Below are 18864 nucleotides of genomic sequence, written 5' to 3'. Positions count from 1 at the left end.
ATGAAAAAAGTATTTCTATCAGCTCTTATTATTACCATAGTACATCCGCTTTTGGGACAAGAAAAAACTGCTTTTTTCACAGGCGAATGGGTTACAGAGCCAAGCCTCTCTGGTTGGGTCTTTTCTATCAAATTGAATATGGATGGAACAGGAATCATGGGATCTGGAAAATACGTAGATAAAAAGCTTCAATTGTTTGATAACATGAAAGAAGATTTAGAGAACTGGTATATAAAAAATGATACATTAACGCTAAGAGCAAAACCTGTTATCCCCGGATATACTTCTGAGCCCAGGAATACAATCTATAGATATCTGATCATCGAAAAGAAAAAAGGTCAATTCTCAGCATACCATTTCCCTCCCGTATGGAACGAAAAAAATCTAAAAAATTCAAAAGCAAGCACCGTAAAAGTAGTATTTAAAAAACTAGAGTAGATACTTGCTAATAAAAGGATACAATTCATTAATACAACCATTTTACGACTCCTGGATGACACTCCTCAAACTGATTTCGAAACAGGAACTCCCAAAATTGATACATTGATTCAGAAATAACAATCCGTATCTCCTAGTTTCTCCTCTCATAACTATGTTGAAGACGGAGGGATGGAAAAAGGGAGATCATATGCAAATAGGAATATGAGAAAGAAATCAACCCTTTCAATCAATTCAAAGAAAAGAGCAAAGGATCAACAATTACAAATAACCCCTAAACAACATTAAAAAGCACTGAAGTACTAAATACTTTCGTCTTTTATAGTGTAACCAAAATAAGAATTCCCCGTCTCATTGATATGATCATCAATCAAAAAATCAAAATGAAATATTTAAATCTCCTAATCTTAGCATTTCTCATTGCTAATCTAAATGCACAGTACAAATCACCATCAGAGAATCCTGCTTATGTCATAAAAAATGTGAATATAATTCCTATGACAACTGACCATAAAATCATCCCGAATGCAACTATTGTAATTCACAATCAAAAAATACAGTCAATCAACGGGACTATTCCTGCAAATTCGCAAATAATTGACGGAACAGGAAAGTGGCTTATTCCCGGGTTGATCGATATGCATGTACATTCTCTGGCTGATGGAAGTCCTTTTGTATTATACCCAACAAAAGGACCATTAGTAAGCTATGACACTCAAAATAATATGACTCCGTATATTGCTAATGGTGTTACAACAGTGTTTGATTTAGGTGCAAGACCAGAACATATAGGGCAACGTAATGAAATTATACGAGGTAATGTAATCGGTCCGAGAATAGCTCTGGCCAAAGTAATTGGCGGAAGAAAATCAAATACAACAGCTAATACCCCTTCTGATGGAAGAAATGCAGTACGCATTGCTAAAGAAGAGCAATATGAATTCATCAAAGTATATACCTGGCTCAATGAAGAAACCTTTAAAGCAGTTATAGATGAAGCCAAAAAGCAAGACATGAAAGTTGTGGGACATATTCCAGTGGCATTTGAAGGAAAACCAGCTGAAGATTTTTTTATTCCGCACTTTGGTCTGATCGCTCATGCTGAAGAATTGTCTAAACAAACTGATGATTATAGTTATAAAAAGGCTCAAGAATTTGCTCGACTGGCTAAAGAAAATGGCACCTGGCTAATTCCTAATTTAACCAATATGGAATCTATTATTGCACAGGCAAAATCCCTGAACAATGTCGCATCTTTAACTAGTTTAAAATATGTACACCCATTAATGCAAAGTAAATGGTTGACTGCAAATCAATTTGAAGGAGCTTCTGCACAATTAATTGAACACTTCCAAAAACAAGCTGACTTTCATAAACTTATCATCAAAGCCTTTAAAGAATCAGCTGTGCCTATGGTAACAGGAACTGATGCCGGTATTTCGGGAATTGTTTGGGGCTTTTCTCTTCATGATGAACTCAAATTCTTAGTAAAAGCAGGATTAACCAATGAAGAAGCGTTAGTTTCTGCAACAAGGTTAGGTGCAGAATGGCTTGGGATTGAAGACAAAATAGGAACCATAGAAATTGCTAAGTTCGCTGATTTAGTTTTACTTGATAAAAACCCTTTAAAAGATATTAGTCATACCCGTACAATTTCAGGAGTCTTTGTCAATGGCCAATGGATTAGTAAAAATAAAATTGATACAATGCTTTCTGATCTGGAACAATGGAATAATGCTAATAAAGAAAAATACAACTGGAAAAAACTGTTGAATAGTTTAAAAAATAATTAAAAATGCATCAAGTCATCTTCAAAAAAACAGAGGCATTCTTAAAAAAGCATCTGGGTGGCAAGTTAAATATAACTATTGAGGAATATGATGACGGATATAAAGAAACCTATATTTCTATAACAGGCACTAATTTTTGGTTTTCTTGTGATGATAGAGAGTTGACTATTGGGAATGGAGTTTCTCATCTGCATTTTAATCCATAATTTCATGATATTAATGAAATTATAGACCTATTATTAAATTCGCTCACAAAAAGAAAGAGAATCACAGAATATTACAAAGGTAAATTTCATTATAAGACCAAAACTGAAATCGAAAGTAAAAATGGAGAGTTTTCTGAATTAAGTGTTTCATTTAACGGCATATTTCCTTTTTGGAAAAAAACGAAACAAAAAGTGATAATTGAGAAAAGCATAATTAACCAAAAATTGATTGAAAAGGAAATTGATGAAATAAAAGCTATGGGTAACAAGAAATAAATTCGTTACTACTTTTATATAAGATCAATATATCCAGAAGACTATAAAAATGAAAAGACACCTGATACAGTTTGCCCATTCAAATGGTTTTCCTGCCAAATGCTTTAATTGCCTTTTCAATTCGATTGAAAGTGCCGATATACATTATGTTGACCTCATGGGACATAACCAATTTAAGTTAGATGAAAACCTCGAGAATCTAGCCTTAGAATTAATTGATTCAATCGAAAAAAAGTATAACGAACCTATTATTGGTATTGGACATTCTACAGGGGGTGTTCTTATGCTCATTGCTGCGTCTTTAAAACCCCATCTTTTCAAAAAAATAATCGTCTTAGAACCTATTCTCTATCACCCCTGGAAGAGACGATTAATAGTCATTATGAAAAAAATAGGGTTATCCAGCTACATCGGTCCTGCAAAACGAACTTTAAAGAGAAAATCTGTTTTTCGATCAAGAGATGAAGCCAAAGAGTATTTTGAATCTAAAAGTATATTTCAGGGACTCCATAAAAATTGCCTGGCTGACTATATTCAATATGGGTTAAAAAAAACAGAAAATGGAGTTGAGCTGGCTTTTTCGAAAGAAATAGAATCAGCAATATATCGAAGTACATACACCAAACTTCCTGCAGGGATAGAAAAACTAAATGGAACAATTATTTATGGAAGCAAAAGCAATATGTTTAGAAAATCAGATGCCAAATGGTGGAAAAGAAAGTTCCCGAATTTTAATATGATTACACTTGACGAAGGGCATTTATTTCCATTGGAAAAACCAGTACAAGCTGCAAAAATCATAAACCATATACTAAAGAACTCTGTATAATAAGATAATCCATGCTAAGAAAATAATTATTAATTTATGTCCTCATACGCATATACCCCACTTAAATAATAAAATGAGCGTTTTAATAGAAACAGAAAGGTTAGTATTAAGAGAGATTACACTTGATGATAAGGAAGCCTTATTCAGGCTACATGCTGATCCAATTGTACAACAGTATACGGGAGAACCTGTAGTACAGTCTGTGGAAGAAATCGTACAAGCAATAAAGGGAAGAATTAGTAACTATAAAAGATATGGATTTGGCAGGTGGGCTACTATCCTGAAAAGTGAACAACAATGTGTCGGTTGGGCAGGATTAGCATACCTGCCAGAGTTTGACGAAATTGACCTCGGTTATAGGTTTTTACCCGAATATTGGGGATTAGGAATAGCAACAGAGGCAGCTCGTGCCATTCTACAATACGGATTTGATACTCTTAAATTAGAAAAGATTATTGCAATAGCGATGAAAGAAAATGCAGCTTCGATCAACGTAATGAAAAAAATTGGAATGAAATTCGATAGACTTGCTCCTTATGAACCTGGAAGCAAAGATGCAATTTGGTATTCCTGTACTAATAAGCTTATAGCAAGAGATAAATCACTTTAAACACATTTCTTCTCTCTTTCAAAAGTTAAAAATCAAAAGCAGTGCTGTAAAATCCAGGGAGAATACTTCTCTTAGGTATTTGCTAGAATTCTTTAGCCTCTGATTTATTTAATAGAAGATGATTCGACTACTTTTATTCATAAATTTTAAGTCCTTGTATAAAATATGCCTATTTTTAGCAACACTTTTGCAATAAGCACAATTTGTGTATTTCATAGGCTCCTTTCATAAAACAAATGTAACAGACAAAAAAGGTTCCATATTATTAAAAAATAGCAACTGCTATATATAAAGAATTAGAAAAAATAAATTAGCTATCAACACTCTAAACAAAAATCAATGAGCACATCTGAAAAAGTACCAGTCGTCATCCTTAATGGATTCCTTGGATCAGGTAAAACAACACTTTTTAGAAGCTTGCTATCGCAATCAAAAAAAAAGAACATAGCTGCTTGTGCTATTGTAAATGACATGAGTGAATTAGATGTGGATGGAGAGTTGCTAGGATATACAGATCTCGTAGAAGATGATAGCAGCACCTTAGAATCTATCCATTCTTGTGTTCTTAGTAGCAAAACAGGAATCAAAAAACTTGATCAGGCAATCCACAAATTGCTATCAAAACAAAATCCAGAACTAATCATTATTGAAACCTCTGGAAGTTGTCACCCAATGCCACTTATTAAATATTTCAAGGGGCAAACGAAAGTTAGGTTGACAGGAGTATTCGCACTTGTTGATAGCTTAATGCTGGCACATGATTTTAATTATGGAGCAACTCTGATTCCTCAGATGCAGCAGAATTTAATGGAAGGCAAAAGAGACCCCATAAATTTATTGGTTGAACAAATCTTGTTTTGCAGTCATTTAATCCTGACTAAAGCCGATAGAATCGAAAAAAACAAGCTACAGGATATCGCCACATATATTCAGGAAATTAATCCGTTGGCTTCAACACATTCCGTACTCTTTGGTAAACTCGCTATCGAATCTCTGTTTGAGCTTGAGCCCTACAATTATTTTCAGGTAGCTCAGTTAATTGAGGAGATAACTCCTATATTAGAATCCGAAGAGCAAGCCGATCGACCTTATGATTTAGTGACAAAAGTTATCAGGGATGATCGTCCATTTCACCCCAAACGCCTTTGGGACATCTGCCATCAATACCTCGATAAGCGGATTTATCGCAGTAAAGGTTTTTTCTGGCTCGCCAGTCGTGATAAGCACTCGCTGTTATGGAATCAGGCAGCAGGAGGAATTAGTTTGGAATTAATTGGCTCATGGCGATCAGGAGTTGTTGAAGATGAGAATCACGGTCTTTCCGAAATGGAGATAAAACTACTAAAAGAAAAGCTTGCCAAAGAATCAGGTCGTTTTGGTGATAGACACTGTGACCTGACCGTTATTGGAAATAAGACACAGGTAAATCAGTTTACCGATAAACTAAAATCTTGCTTTCTTACGGATAAAGAAATTGCACTTTGGAGAGATGGTTATGAATTCGAAGACCCATGGCCTACAAACATAGTCAAAATGGTGAATTAATCTAAAGAGTAAAAAAAGGAACCCTTATATAGCCTTGTTTTGGGATCGACATTGTTATATGGTACCTATAGAGTACCGTTTCAAAAATCTAATTCCGAAACTGTTCGGATTGCTTCTATTTCTGCATTAGATAATCTTAAAGGATTAAACAACAAAGAAACCGAAAATGATGTTATAACAGAAACCAGAAAAAACACTTCGAAATTAAATCAATATTTATTTGATAAAAGTATCGCAGAAGCAAAAGCCGGTGCAAAATAGTTTTTTAGGCAGAAGGGAATAGTACGATACTAAAAGAGGATGAAAATAAATTGTATGAAAAAGCCCGTAAAGTAGTCGCTAGTCAACAAATATATTTAGGCTTGGGGCTAGCGGTAATAGCTCCTTCAAATAGTAAGTTCCTTGAGAATAAGTTTGTTTTATTTGACAATACTGGTGCTAAGGTTATTGACTATTGGAAAGGTATATCAGTACCAGGTGCAGAGATTTCTATCAGTAATAATAAAACTAACGGTATTTCTAAAATAGAAACTGAATACGGAACCATAATTCAGAAAGTGTTTTTTTATCACCTTACTCCAAAACTAACTGAAAAAATACTAACTTATTAGCCCTAACTGACGTGTATAAAATAACGTCAGCAGCAATGAACTCAAAATCAAACAAAATGAAAGTTACAGCTGAAAAAAATGAAAAAGTAGCTAATATGATATTTGCTTCGATCTATCCTCATTATGTAAGCAGGTTAGAAAAGAATGGCAGAACCAAAGAAGAACTCCATCAGGTTATAGAATGGTTAACTGGTTTTGATAAAAATACATTACAAATACTTATCGAAGAAAAAGTGACATTTAGAACATTTTTTGAAAAAGCAAACATACACCCCAATGCACACTTGATTAAAGGGGTTATTTGTGGGTATCGAATAGAGGAAATAGAAGATGAGTTTGAATTGTATAGACAATGCAGATATTTAGATAAGCTAGTGGATGAACTAGCAAAAGGGCGTAAAATGGAAAAAATTATGCGAAAAGAAAAGAAATGATATATTTATAGTCCCCATATGTAGGTTCTTTATAACTCCTTACTATTCAAAAAAAAGATCCATTAAAAAATCATACTACATCAAACAGGTACAAAACTTTATTCAATACCTAATTACTAATAAACCAATCGATATGTTAAAAACAATATCAATCATACTCTTTACACTTATGCAAATTACATCTTCAGCCCAATCTGATCCTCAGCTTATTGAGGTAGAAACAAAAAATGATGCTACTTATAAATATCATCAAATAGAAGTGAGAACAGTCTCAGGGCTTGTGGGAACCCTTAAACTTAATGGGACCGTCATTCATGAATTCGACAATGAAACAACACGGCTTGGTAGAAATCTGGAATTAAAACAATTAAAATCTGGCATCAACACATTAGAACTAATAATATCAAAGGCTCCCGATACTATCGAACTAGGGTATTTTGATAAGGCAGCAATCACCATGATTTATCATTGTACCAATGAACGGGTATTTCCTTCAAAAGAAACGGAATTCTTTACAATCCTCTGGAATCCATCACAAAAACAAACAGAGACAGTGTTCAACTATCAGTTTAATTTAAATCTGGAATAAAAAACAGCTATAAAAAAAGGTAACATTTTGTCTAGTCAGGACAGATATAGTAGACATTAGCATACCTTTTTGAGAATGAAACAAACATTAATACTGGCTATAATGCTTATGGCTAACAATATAACACTGTTAGCACAAAAACATAGTATATTAGATAGCTATAAGCATTATTCTATACATACCGAGAATGATACAATACATTATCACACCTACTCAACACAACATACAGACTCCATAAATACCATCTTTTTATACCTACAAGGATCAAGTGCAAAATCCTTATATCAAATCAAAAAGAGAAATGGAAAAACTGCGATTGGAACCACAATACCGTTTGACTTTGCTACAATCCCGAAGGATTATTTATTCGTTGTTATCTCTCGTAAAGGATTCCCTTTTTTAACCCAAAAAGATCCTCCTTTTTCCATTCCCAAATCATATTTTGAAAATCAAACACTCGAGTACCGAACAAACCAAGCTGATTTAGTAATCAATGACTTATATAAAACATATAGCAAACAAATAGAAAAAATAATCGTGCTTGGTCATTCAGAAGGAAGTGATGTTACGGCCAAGTTAGGGACTATTAATAAAAAAATCACCCATTTTGGATATTGGTCTGGAGGGGGAAATACACAGTTTATTGACTTTGTAACTTTCATACGAAAAGACGTTGACAAAGGAAATTTGACAGAAGAACAAGCCATCACAAAAATAGATTCATTATTCAATGATTTAAAAGATATCATGTCAAACCCAAATGCAACGGATAAATTCTGGCAGGGAAAAGATAATAGTTACAAACGATGGAGTCATTTTTCAGAACCCCCGGTTGAAAATTTATTGCGTATAGAGAAACCAATATTTGCCGCTATCGGAACAAAAGATCAAGCTGTTGCTATAGAATCTGCATACTTAATTCCAATCGAATTTATAAGACACCAGAAAAACAATCTTACTTTTAAAGTATACCCTGGTCTGGACCATGCATTTGGATTAGAAATAGAGCATGGTCGATTTAAAGACTATTGGAATGATGTTTTCCTGGATTTTCTAAGTTGGGTAAACAAAACAAAATAAAAGCTTAAGAATGAAAAAAATATACGTACAACTCCACTTTTTAATTGTTTTATTCCTCTTTGGTTGCAAAGAGAAAAAAATAAACAATACAATACCAACAGAAACTGATACAGAGAACAAAGTGGTTTTCAAAATAGACGAGCGAACTGAATTTTTTAGAACAATATTCAACATTGCTGTTCAGGATGATCTGTCAGAAGATATTCGACCTTGTCACACAGCATATTTAAAAAGAGTCAATGCGCAATTTCTCCCCTTTAAGGAACACCCTATAATAAATTGGATCTATGAAGATGAAACAATAGGAATTGATTTCTCTGCTATCGGTTTGATGTTTAACGACTTAAAACAATTTGAGTTTAACCCTATCTATAACAAAGAGTTACAATCTATCGGACTAAGCAAAGAAACTCTGGATTCCATAACACCGTTTATGATCGATTTCTATCAAAAATCAAACTTTAATAAGTTCTTTAACGACAATAAGAGTTATTACGCTAAGGCGCTATCAAAAATTCAAAAACAGGTCTCCGAAGAAAAAATTTTTGATAAAGTAATGCGCTTTTACCAACAAAATGGCACCGGATTAGAATTGCATGTCTTTGTAGAATTAACCAACAATGCCAATAACAGAGCAACTTCATTCTATGACAAATACAACTCTAAAAAAAGAGCATATATTTTAGGAAATATTTGCGAAATGCCCGAAAAATCAAATATGGGTAATGAGTTTCTGGAATTAAATAACGATAGACGTGGTATTTTATATCACGAAACCTCTCACCTTTTTACAGATAAACTACTCAACAAACATATTGGTGATTTAGCACAATACAAGATAATCTGTTCAGACTGCAGTGATATTCAAATTATGGATAAGGTCGATCATATGATTGTTGGTCCCATTCAGGCGATAATGATGAAAAAATTTGATCAAAACAACGCAGGTAACGATTTCTTTCTCGAGAGATGCAAAGATATCAGAAAAGAAGTTTATAAGCGATTGTTTGAATATGACCCCAAAGGTGATATCCCATTTGAAAAAGTGTATATTGACTGTATCAATCTCATAAAAAATTCAACGAAAAAAAGCAATCAATAACATTGTATTTTACATGGTCAATATAAAGGAGAAAAGAAACTGAAATTCGCTTTAAAACTCTTCTAAAGTTTCTGTAAAGTTTTTAGTTTCATTTATATTTGCATACACGCTCACAACAGACTATAAACAACTATATATAAAACAACTAACACAAACTACATGCAAGAAGAGTTCGACCAGTATATAGTTTCATTTCTCCAATCATTTCCAGATTTAAATTCGGAAGAATTGGCTTTCATGCGTTCATATTTAACGGTAGAAACCTATGCAAAAAAAGCTTTTTTGTTTAAATGTGGAGAAGTTCAAAAAGAAATTGGTTTTGTATGTAAAGGGCTCTTGAGAAGATATTATATCAACGAAAAAGGTAATAAAATAACAACAGGTTTTGTCAATGAAAACAAATACGCAACAGACTATCCTGCTTTTATAAGACAGCAACCTTCTAAGTATTATATCGAATGCCTGGAGCCTTCCATTATCATAAAACTACCTTATGAAAAAATTCAGGAAGGGTATCGCAAATTCAAAAGAAGTGAAATGTACGGAAGGCTCATCGCTGAATATGTATTGACCGTACAAACGGACAGGGTCGAAAGCTTTTTATTCAAAAACGCCGAAGAACGCTACTTAGATTTTATTGCACAGAATCAAGATATTATCAACCGAATTAGCCTATCACACTTAGCATCTCATCTCGGGATAGAGAGACAATCATTGAGTAGAATCAGGAGCAAAATTTCAAAAAGATAATTTTGTCACAAATGTGTCAGGTAGTAACTTACTGTATTTCATACCTTTGCTCTAGTAATCAAAAAAAGTAAAAATGATATTAAGTAAAACCTTACGCAACTTCGTTGTAACAATTCAATTCTTGTTTTTGGGGGTTCTCTCATTTGGTCAACATATAGCTACTCCCCCATCTATCCATAATCAGATACAAGAAAAAACAGATGTAATTTTTGAGCAACTAGTCAATATCCGTAATGATTTTTACACACATCCTGAACCTTCCGGAAACGAAAAGAGAACTTCTCAAAAAATCGCGGAACATTTACAATCACTAGGGCTTGAAGTTAAAACTGATATCGGAGGTCATGGAGTCGTTGGAATACTATCAACTGGTAAAAAAGGAAAACACATTTCATGGAGAGCGGATATAGATGCCCTCCCAGCACATATCCATGAGAAAACAGGACATCCATCAACTAATAAAAAAGCCAGCCATGTTTGCGGACATGATGTGAATACTACGGTTGCATTAGGTATTGCAAACGTACTAACCAGTATTAAATCCCAATTAACAGGGACTATCTCCTTTATTTTTCAACCTGCAGAAGAAACTTATAAGGGAGCTAAAGCTATGATTGATGATGGGCTTTTCGAACTAATTAGCCCGGATGAAATCTACGGTGCTCATTTAGCTCCTATGGAAACAACAATGATCGCAACCAAACCTGAATGGTTATTTGCAGATTATAAAACCATCAAAGTTTCTTTTCGGAATTCGGAAGAAAACGATGCCATTATCGCTTTCAGTAAAAAAATTATTTCCACCCTCCAAAATGTAGCTCCTGACGATAAGTTCTGGAATCCGAAAAGCATATCTGACCCTACTATTGGTCTTGCTAACCCTAATACGATATTCACAAACTATCGCTTCGTTAATCCTAAAAGCTTTGAAGTAACCAAGACTGATAAAGTAATCTCTATAGAAGCCTATATCGGTGCTAGTGATGCAACCTTATTAACAAATGCTATACAGGAGGTTACATCAAAAATTCGTACTTCTAAATTTGCCAAACATCTAATAGATGTATCTTTTTCTTATGAAAGGGCTACTGTCAATAATGATACGCTACTTACACAAAAATCTCTAGCTAGTATCGCTCAACGGTATGGAGCTGAAAATATAATTCGTTTATATGGAGAAATGCCAGATTATCGGGGTGATGACTTTGCTTATTTCCAGCAACATGTCCCTGGCGTATATTTCTATTTAGGAGGTTCTAATTTTGCCAAAGGAATCATCTCAATGCCACACATTCCTAGTTTCTCCGTTGATCTCAATTGTATTAGAACAGGAGTCAATTATTTCTCATCCATGATTATTGACAGATTAGCCGAATAAGAAAATGCTTCGGATTTTCCTATTTTGAAAGAAAAATCGCTCTTTTTTCTGGTAATTAAAGTATCTTGTACAACCATACTGGCTCCTAATAACTTAAGATCCTATTCATAAACGAAAAAGGAACATACTCTTAAAAGTTATAAAAAAACAAAAACAATGAATGGTACGAACATACTGAGATACAGCCTTATTTTTATTACAATCATAGCGTTGATAAAAAAAATATACAATTGGGTTTTTATCTACATACTGGAAAATGCTCAATATGTCGATTTCATCATACTGGAGATTATAGCGATTATCTTCTTGATTTTTTTGCTTTCGAAAAGCAAAAAAATTGAAGCCGCTTTACAGATCAACTTGAATATCATTCTGAAATACAGTTTGATTTTTATTATACTCACCTCATTTTTACAAAAATGTTGTTATCTCCTCTTTAATATCAAAAACGCTGGAGATGCGGGATACTTTCAACTATTATTCAATCCCTTTACCTCTGCAATTATCTTTATAGGTTGTTTGGTTATGCTAATTCGCAAAATCAGGGAAACCAACCAGCCTTTCAAGGCTTTTTTAATCTCCCTGTTATCCTTTATCGTTATAAACTATGTATTGAAATATGGTAATGACTTGCTTTTTCATTACCTGAACAACATCATACATCCAGCTAGTCCATCACAGGAAACCAGGGGTTTGGCAAGCCTTATGGATTTCAGCATGTTAGGACATCCTTCATTTAATATTATAGATGATGTATTCTTATCACCTATCGATAGCATCTGGTATCTGTTCGAAAGTATTTTCTATGGACTACATTTTGATTTCTTTGTATACGCTTTCCTAGGCTCACAGTGTATGTTATCGATGTTGGTTATCTTTTATTATAGCTCGTACGTTTTATTTGAGTACTATAACAAAAAAGGAGTGTATTCCTTAATTCCAATTTTAAAAGACCTCGTCTTTCTAGATATTACCAAAAAACCTAGCTGGTGGATTATTGTATTACTCATTCCATTTATCAGAATGATTCCCAGATTCTTTATCAATGTCAAATTGTGCAAGCAACATCAAAAAAAGAAGGCATATGCTTATGGAATGACATTCCTTCCCTGGTTATTCTATGGTATGTTCGTATTGGATGATACATCAATGATCAGCAAAACAGGAACCAACGAATAAGCTTATACCTCAATATATAAGATCCCTAATTAACATCTATAGTAAGTGCATTTGTCGTTTCAAACAATTCATAAACAAGATAAGATAGTGAAATTGGTGTTGCTTCTCTAAGATACTCCAGTAATTCATAAGTAGTGGCATACTGAGAACTACACTGCTTGATATTCCCGGTATGGCTACGCCAGTCTTGAATAAAGTTTCGCAATGCCAGGTTTACATGAGCTTCTCCTATTTTTTCCTGTAATATATACATCGCTATAGCTCCTTTATTATAATAGAGATACTCCTGATTTTCTACTAAACTCAATGGCAGCTCCTTCTCTTTCTCTTTTAATTGTCCTTTGTGATATTGTTCTAATTGCTGAGATAAAAACTGCTGTACTTTTTCTTTAGGGTATTGTTCTTTTAATACCATTAATGCCGAATACTGAGCCAGGGTTTCCAAAATCATATTTTTTCCCTGAACATTGGCTGCCTCTACCTGCATCCCCCACCATTGATGGGCAATCTCATGAGCTGTAATATAAAATACCATATCTACGTCTTTTGTATCATCTATATCCAACATGAAACCAATCGCTTCTGAAAACGGAATAGTTCCGGGGAATGACTGCGCAAATTTTTCATAACGCGGAAACTCCATAATACGTAAATGATTGTATTGATACGGGCTAAAATGAGTACTAAAGTAATCTAATGATCTTTTCATGGAGAGCATCATCCTGTCTAAATTGTATGCATGTGCCTGATGATAATAGATTTCCAAATCTACTTCTGTATCATCTGACATCCATACATCCCTAACGACTTCATACCTGGCAGAAAGCAAACTATAAAAATTAATAATTCGCTCCGCTGTCTTATACTGATAATAGTTTCTATTTCCTTTTTTCCACTCCCGGATCAAATCTCCCGGAGCAATTGCAATCTGATCTGCAGATGTTCCTACAATGACTTCTAAATGTATCCCCTTAGAATCTCCTCCCGTTCTGGCATTTTTCAACTCGTATATATGATCTCTTTTCGCTTTGCTACGAATCGGATATAATCCCAGTTCTTTTCGAATATCATTATCCTGTATTTCATATTTTCTATTGTAACCTAAGGTTGGGATATGAGTATTTCTGAAAAAGATTCCATTATGAACCACACTGGTATTAGCTTCTTCTGCCTTAAAACCTTTGGGGAGATACGTTTGTGTAAAAGTCATACAAACCGTATCATTCGGCTGCATCGGTCTTGTCAATTCATAGATATAGTACCCATACGCTTCATATGTACTAGATACATGGCGCGTTCCATCAATTACAATGTTATCAACTGCGACATTTGCTGCAATTAATTTCTGAACATGAATGCTTTTGATTGGCGTATCATTCGCATTTACCAACATGTATTGCCCTTCGATAGAATAACGTCTCGTTTCCGGGAATAGCTCGACTTCTAAATGTACATCAACGATAGTAGGTTGTTCTATATATTCAAACGTTTTGAGCGTCCTTTCATACCCTACTCTAAATGCCTGCTCTTCATCATCTGTCCAGTATTCATTTAGCATATTAGTATTATAATATATATACCCTCCTAGACATATAAAAACAAAAGTACTCCCTACAAAAAACTGCAAAAGAGGTTTCGTGATTTGTGCTTTCCCTACTTTTATTCGCTTTCGCAAACTGCTTTCTCCTCCCCTTACCAATATAACAGAAGTTATAATAAGTAGCAGCAACCCGAATACTAACCAATATGCTTTTATCCACAGATATGGGGTCAAAAAATGCCCATAACCGTTCATATCCGAATAAGAAGGTAAAGGGCTTCCTCCAAATTTGTATAGATCATGTGTAAACCCGAAATATGTAGAAGAGATATTTAAAATAAAAAAGAGCAATACGGCAGCAATTGCAACAAATTTTTTATTGATCAATACCTGAAAGAAAAAAGCCATACATGTATAAAGTGCTAAAAAAGGAAAAACCTCAATAAAAAAACCATAGAAGTAAACTTCTAATTGAAAATGAAAATACCCTCTGGAAACCTGAAAAATAATTCCCGAAATAATAAGAGACCATATAATAATCGTATAAAGAGATAAAAGAGCGAGGTATTTTCCTGCTAATAAGACAATATTCGCTACAGGTGTCGCATCACATATCAGATTGATCTTGTTGCTCCGCTCTTTCCAAATCAATTCTCCCGAATAAAATACCAGCATAATTACAAAAAAGTAGATCGACATCTCCAGTAATTCTTCTACAATAAAATAGGTTGCCGGGTAGCTATCTACTTCATATACGGTTCCCAGGCTAATGGAATTAATCAAAATGATAACCATTCCGCAAATAACAATGGTCCAAAATGACGTTTCTTTTAGAATGGATCTGCTATAAAACCAGGTACTCTCCAGCAACTGTATCCATAGGCTCTTTCCTCCTTGTTCAATTTCAACTTGCGGAATGATCGTACTGGAGAAATCTTTATGCACTTGTTTGATATCTACCTCTTTTTTCTTTTTGCTACTTCTTCTTTCTTTTACTAGATTATAATTGAAAATACGATATCCTACTACAAAAATGACAACTCCCAGACATCCCCACAGCAATTTATTGTATAACATCACTCCTGTAAGTGGAATCAATGTGGTATTTCGTTCTGAAACACTCCAGAATGCTGTTATTTTGGTTAACGTTGTTAAGGAAAAAGGGTCTAAGATCGCTTGCAGATCTTCATTAGTAATCGCTTTTGTAAGCATAAACAAGACAAAAAACACAACTCCCTGAGTATACACCACCAATAATTTTTTGCTCAAAGCTCCACTAATAAAAAATAAAGACGCTCCAAAACATATCATTGGTAGCGCTACTACTACATAAGATTGCCAATACGAAATAAACTGGAATGGCAACAAGTCTTCTTCGCGATGCCAGGGTCCATATTCCCCCAGTGCCATTCCAAAAGGCATTCCACTAAATATAAATAATAATACAGTAAGGGAACCTAAAAATCTTCCCAACAGATAATCGCGCTTTGTAATGGGATTGGTGTATAGTATCGCTTCTGTATTATATTGATAATCCCTAATGACAGAAACCCCTGTAATCATAGAAGTAACAATCATTAAAAGTCCTGTGATTGCCCCCATCGTTTTGGCTATAACCAATGGGGCATTTTTCTTAACTCCTCCTAGTTCTACTCCTTGAAAAACAAAATCAACCCCAACAAGTGATAAGAGAAAAACAAACGCAAAAAAGATATACGTATCTGCTCTTTTTATTCGGTATTTTATTTCGAATTTGAATATTTCGTATAACATAGCCAATCGTTTAATAATTAATTTTAGAGAAATACACATCTTCCAAAGCCGCTTCTACAGCCGTAAAGCCATTATTAGGGTGTTGATTACTAACGATATGAATAATTGGTTTTCCTAAAAACAACCGCTCACTTAGTACCTGATATTCTTGCCTATACTGTACCAGTTCTTGCTTTTCTATCGATTTCTGATAAACCATCCCCTCTAACTCTTTGATAATCGCTATGGGATTCCCTTTTAGTAAAACCTGACCCTGGTTAATAATTGCCATCTGATTGCACAATTCTTTTACATCATCAACAATATGAGTAGAAAGAATCACAACAGTATCTTCTCCTACTTCACTCAATAGATTATAGAAACGATTTCTTTCGACAGGATCCAATCCGGCAGTGGGTTCATCTACAATCAACAATTGAGGGTTATTCAATAATGCTTGTGCAATTCCGAAACGTTGCTTCATTCCACCAGAATAGCCACTGAGGTTTTGTTTTCTTACCTCATAAAGATTGGTTTTATTCAGAAGAGCATCTACCATCTCTTTTCGTGCACTTCTATTTGTAATTCCCTTCAGCACTGCCAAATGATTTAATAATGTTTCGGCACTTATTCTAGGATACAACCCGAATTGCTGGGGTAAATAGCCTAGAATTTTTCTGATCTCATTTTTTTGCCTGAGAACATCTATTCCTCCCAGAGTAATAGTACCTTGATCAGCCTCCTGAAGCGTTGCAATAGTTCGCATCAAAGTAGATTTTCCCGCACCATTAGGTCCCAAGAGTCCAAACATCCCTTTGGGAATTTCTAATGAAATATCCTGCAAAGCCTTAATTCCATTTGGATATGTTTTAGATAGTTTAGAAATAATAAGTTCACTCATATTAATTGATTTTTTGTCGAACTTACCCCATACATCTCCCCTCCTCAACTAATTGTGATCAACATCTTTTCTAAGACGATATACATCTCTTCAGCGTGTTTAAAAAACCTTGATAATTCTTCTGATGACGTTGATCCCCGAAAATGATATGTTCATCAACTAATTTGTTAAGCGTTCTTTTATTGGCTAATATTGAAGATGAATTTTTCTATTACGAATATCTGGCGATCGATTCCGAAATGGGTCACCAGAACATTGCTGATACTTACAGCTTTGCTCATCCTTATTTTTAATGATGCCTTTGGCGATAATGAGCAATTTGTTCTATTTAGTTTTTTATATTTTATTCTTTTATGTTTTTTAAGCTGTCGTTGGCTATTCAGACAAATAAAAAGTATTATCAAACTCAAACATGAAAAGAAAAAAACAGAATTACTTCATTTAAAAAGCCAGGTAAATCCACATTTTTTCTTTAATACCCTCAACAACCTATACGGAATAATGGATAAAAATTCTCAAGCACGGATGATGGTATTAAAACTATCCGATATGATGCGATATAGTATTTACGAAGGTCAAAAAGAATGGGTAACCCTAGAAGAAGAAATCGTATACCTGGAAAATTACATCGACCTTCAGGAAATCCGGTATCATAAAAAAACGGATGTCCGGTTCCATCATAAAGTAATTAATCAGGAATCCCGAATCATGCCTTTATTGTTTATTATCCTTTTAGAAAATGCATATAAACATGGATTGGAGACTCTGGAAAAAGATGCCTATATTTATGTACAACTAACCGCTGATGAGAAAGAGATTATCTTTGATATCGAAAATAATTTTGATCTTTCAGAGGCAACACAAGAACAAGGTATCGGACTAAAAAATCTAAAACGAAGATTGGAGCTGGTCTACCCGAATAAACATATGCTAGCGATTGCCACAACCAAAAATAAATATACAGTAAAACTCTCCTTGGCAGTAATATGATACGATACCTCATCATAGACGACGAACATATAGCGCATAAAATTATTATGGAGTATTGCGATATGTTGCCCAATATGCAATTACAGAAAAACTGTTACAGTGCTCTGGAAGCACTACAGTATTTAAACGGGCATACGGTAGATTTAATTTTTCTGGATTTAAATATGCCCAAACTAAAGGGGTTTGATTTTTTAAAAACCTTATCAACTCCTCCCAAAATTATTGTAACTACTGCCTATTCTGAGTTTGCTCTAGAAGGATATGAACTAAATATAGTAGATTATTTGCTAAAACCTTTCAGTTTTGAACGCTTTCTAAAAGCTGTAAATAAAATGATTCCTCCCCTGGTAAATGAACACTCAAAAAATCATACTGAAAAAACAAATGAACGTATTTTTCTTCGTAGTAGTAAAAAACATACACAAGTAACTATTGATAGTATTTTATACATAGAAGCAGCAGGAAATTATACCAAAGTAATTACTCGTCATGACCAGATCACAGTGAGAGAAAAAATCTCTGATGTGATTTTATCATTACCAAAAGGTCATTTCCTACAGGTACATAAGTCCTTTGCTGTTGCTATTAAACATATCAAAAGTGTTGAAGGAAACAGAATTTTTATTGGTGAACACATCATCCCTATAGGAAAAATGTACAAATTGAATGTAAATAAACTGTTTGACTAAGCAATGTATACAACAAATGATGTATTTTATAAATGAATTTATCAATCACCTAGCTACGAAGTAGGCAACAATACCACTTAAGGCATTCGTTAGTGGTATGTTTTTTCTTTTTGCAGACAAATTGTTTTTTTATAAGTTTAGAAGGAATAAAATGTGCAGATACCTCATTAATCTG

General features: G+C 34.0%; 19 protein-coding genes. 17 read left to right on the top strand and 2 right to left on the bottom strand.

Annotated features, from left to right (window positions below; all coding sequences use genetic code 11):
* From ACFSTE_RS04780 to ACFSTE_RS04710, 15 genes are all read left to right on the top strand, one after another.
* Positions 1–438 (top strand): hypothetical protein, encoded by a 438-nt coding sequence (locus ACFSTE_RS04780; protein ID WP_378255746.1) that lies wholly within the window; start codon positions 1–3, stop codon positions 436–438.
* Positions 439–821: 383 nt separating this feature from the next.
* Positions 822–2231 (top strand): amidohydrolase family protein, encoded by a 1410-nt coding sequence (locus ACFSTE_RS04775; RefSeq protein ID WP_378255748.1) that lies wholly within the window; start codon positions 822–824, stop codon positions 2229–2231.
* A gap of 2 nt (positions 2232–2233) precedes the next feature.
* Entirely contained in the window at positions 2234–2434 is a 201-nt protein-coding gene (locus tag ACFSTE_RS04770; protein ID WP_378255750.1) for a hypothetical protein, read from the top strand.
* 325 nt (positions 2435–2759) lie between these two features.
* Positions 2760–3539: an alpha/beta fold hydrolase gene (locus ACFSTE_RS04765; RefSeq protein ID WP_378255752.1), complete on the top strand. Its 780-nt coding sequence runs from the start codon at positions 2760–2762 to the stop codon at positions 3537–3539.
* A 73-nt stretch (positions 3540–3612) separates the two neighbouring features.
* Positions 3613–4149 (top strand): GNAT family N-acetyltransferase, encoded by a 537-nt coding sequence (locus ACFSTE_RS04760; protein ID WP_378255754.1) that lies wholly within the window; start codon positions 3613–3615, stop codon positions 4147–4149.
* Positions 4150–4488: 339 nt separating this feature from the next.
* Positions 4489–5694 (top strand): CobW family GTP-binding protein, encoded by a 1206-nt coding sequence (locus ACFSTE_RS04755; protein WP_378255756.1) that lies wholly within the window; start codon positions 4489–4491, stop codon positions 5692–5694.
* A gap of 39 nt (positions 5695–5733) precedes the next feature.
* Positions 5734–5955, top strand: a complete 222-nt coding sequence (locus tag ACFSTE_RS04750; RefSeq protein ID WP_176029631.1) for a hypothetical protein — start codon at positions 5734–5736, stop codon at positions 5953–5955.
* A 50-nt stretch (positions 5956–6005) separates the two neighbouring features.
* Positions 6006–6305: a hypothetical protein gene (locus ACFSTE_RS04745; RefSeq protein ID WP_378297991.1), complete on the top strand. Its 300-nt coding sequence runs from the start codon at positions 6006–6008 to the stop codon at positions 6303–6305.
* 56 nt (positions 6306–6361) lie between these two features.
* Complete coding sequence (locus ACFSTE_RS04740) at positions 6362–6739, top strand: DUF2200 domain-containing protein (protein WP_176029629.1); 378 nt, start codon at positions 6362–6364, stop codon at positions 6737–6739.
* Between the two features lie 133 nt (positions 6740–6872).
* Complete coding sequence (locus tag ACFSTE_RS04735) at positions 6873–7328, top strand: hypothetical protein (protein ID WP_176029628.1); 456 nt, start codon at positions 6873–6875, stop codon at positions 7326–7328.
* Between the two features lie 75 nt (positions 7329–7403).
* On the top strand, positions 7404–8408 hold the full coding sequence (locus ACFSTE_RS04730) for a dienelactone hydrolase family protein (RefSeq protein ID WP_176029627.1): 1005 nt from the start codon (positions 7404–7406) through the stop codon (positions 8406–8408).
* Positions 8409–8418: 10 nt separating this feature from the next.
* Positions 8419–9510, top strand: coding sequence for a DUF4932 domain-containing protein (locus ACFSTE_RS04725; protein WP_378255761.1), 1092 nt, complete (start codon positions 8419–8421; stop codon positions 9508–9510).
* Positions 9511–9669: 159 nt separating this feature from the next.
* Positions 9670–10260: a Crp/Fnr family transcriptional regulator gene (locus ACFSTE_RS04720; protein ID WP_176029625.1), complete on the top strand. Its 591-nt coding sequence runs from the start codon at positions 9670–9672 to the stop codon at positions 10258–10260.
* A gap of 73 nt (positions 10261–10333) precedes the next feature.
* Complete coding sequence (locus ACFSTE_RS04715; protein WP_378255763.1) at positions 10334–11638, top strand: M20 metallopeptidase family protein; 1305 nt, start codon at positions 10334–10336, stop codon at positions 11636–11638.
* 156 nt (positions 11639–11794) lie between these two features.
* Positions 11795–12817 carry a DUF5684 domain-containing protein gene (locus ACFSTE_RS04710; protein ID WP_378255765.1) on the top strand — a complete coding sequence of 341 codons (1023 nt, stop codon included), beginning with the start codon at positions 11795–11797 and terminating at the stop codon, positions 12815–12817.
* Positions 12818–12842: 25 nt separating this feature from the next.
* Here the strand turns inward: ACFSTE_RS04710 and ACFSTE_RS04705 are convergent, their stop codons facing one another.
* Together ACFSTE_RS04705 and ACFSTE_RS04700 are read right to left on the bottom strand one after the other, a co-directional pair.
* Positions 12843–16130 (bottom strand): ABC transporter permease/M1 family aminopeptidase, encoded by a 3288-nt coding sequence (locus ACFSTE_RS04705; RefSeq protein WP_378255767.1) that lies wholly within the window; start codon positions 16128–16130, stop codon positions 12843–12845.
* Positions 16131–16140: 10 nt separating this feature from the next.
* On the bottom strand, positions 16141–17010 hold the full coding sequence (locus tag ACFSTE_RS04700; protein ID WP_176029621.1) for an ABC transporter ATP-binding protein: 870 nt from the start codon (positions 17008–17010) through the stop codon (positions 16141–16143).
* 198 nt (positions 17011–17208) lie between these two features.
* Between ACFSTE_RS04700 and ACFSTE_RS04695 the strand changes: the two genes are divergently transcribed.
* Positions 17209–18000 (top strand): sensor histidine kinase, encoded by a 792-nt coding sequence (locus ACFSTE_RS04695; protein ID WP_378255770.1) that lies wholly within the window; start codon positions 17209–17211, stop codon positions 17998–18000.
* Positions 17997–18689: a LytR/AlgR family response regulator transcription factor gene (locus ACFSTE_RS04690; RefSeq protein WP_176029619.1), complete on the top strand. Its 693-nt coding sequence runs from the start codon at positions 17997–17999 to the stop codon at positions 18687–18689. The genes ACFSTE_RS04695 and ACFSTE_RS04690 overlap by 4 nt, the downstream gene beginning before the upstream one ends.
* Positions 18690–18864: the final 175 nt, after the last annotated feature.

It is taken from the genome of Aquimarina hainanensis (assembly GCF_042684685.1).
Taxonomy (GTDB): domain Bacteria; phylum Bacteroidota; class Bacteroidia; order Flavobacteriales; family Flavobacteriaceae; genus Aquimarina; species Aquimarina hainanensis.
This window is presented reverse-complemented; position numbering and strand designations above follow the sequence as displayed.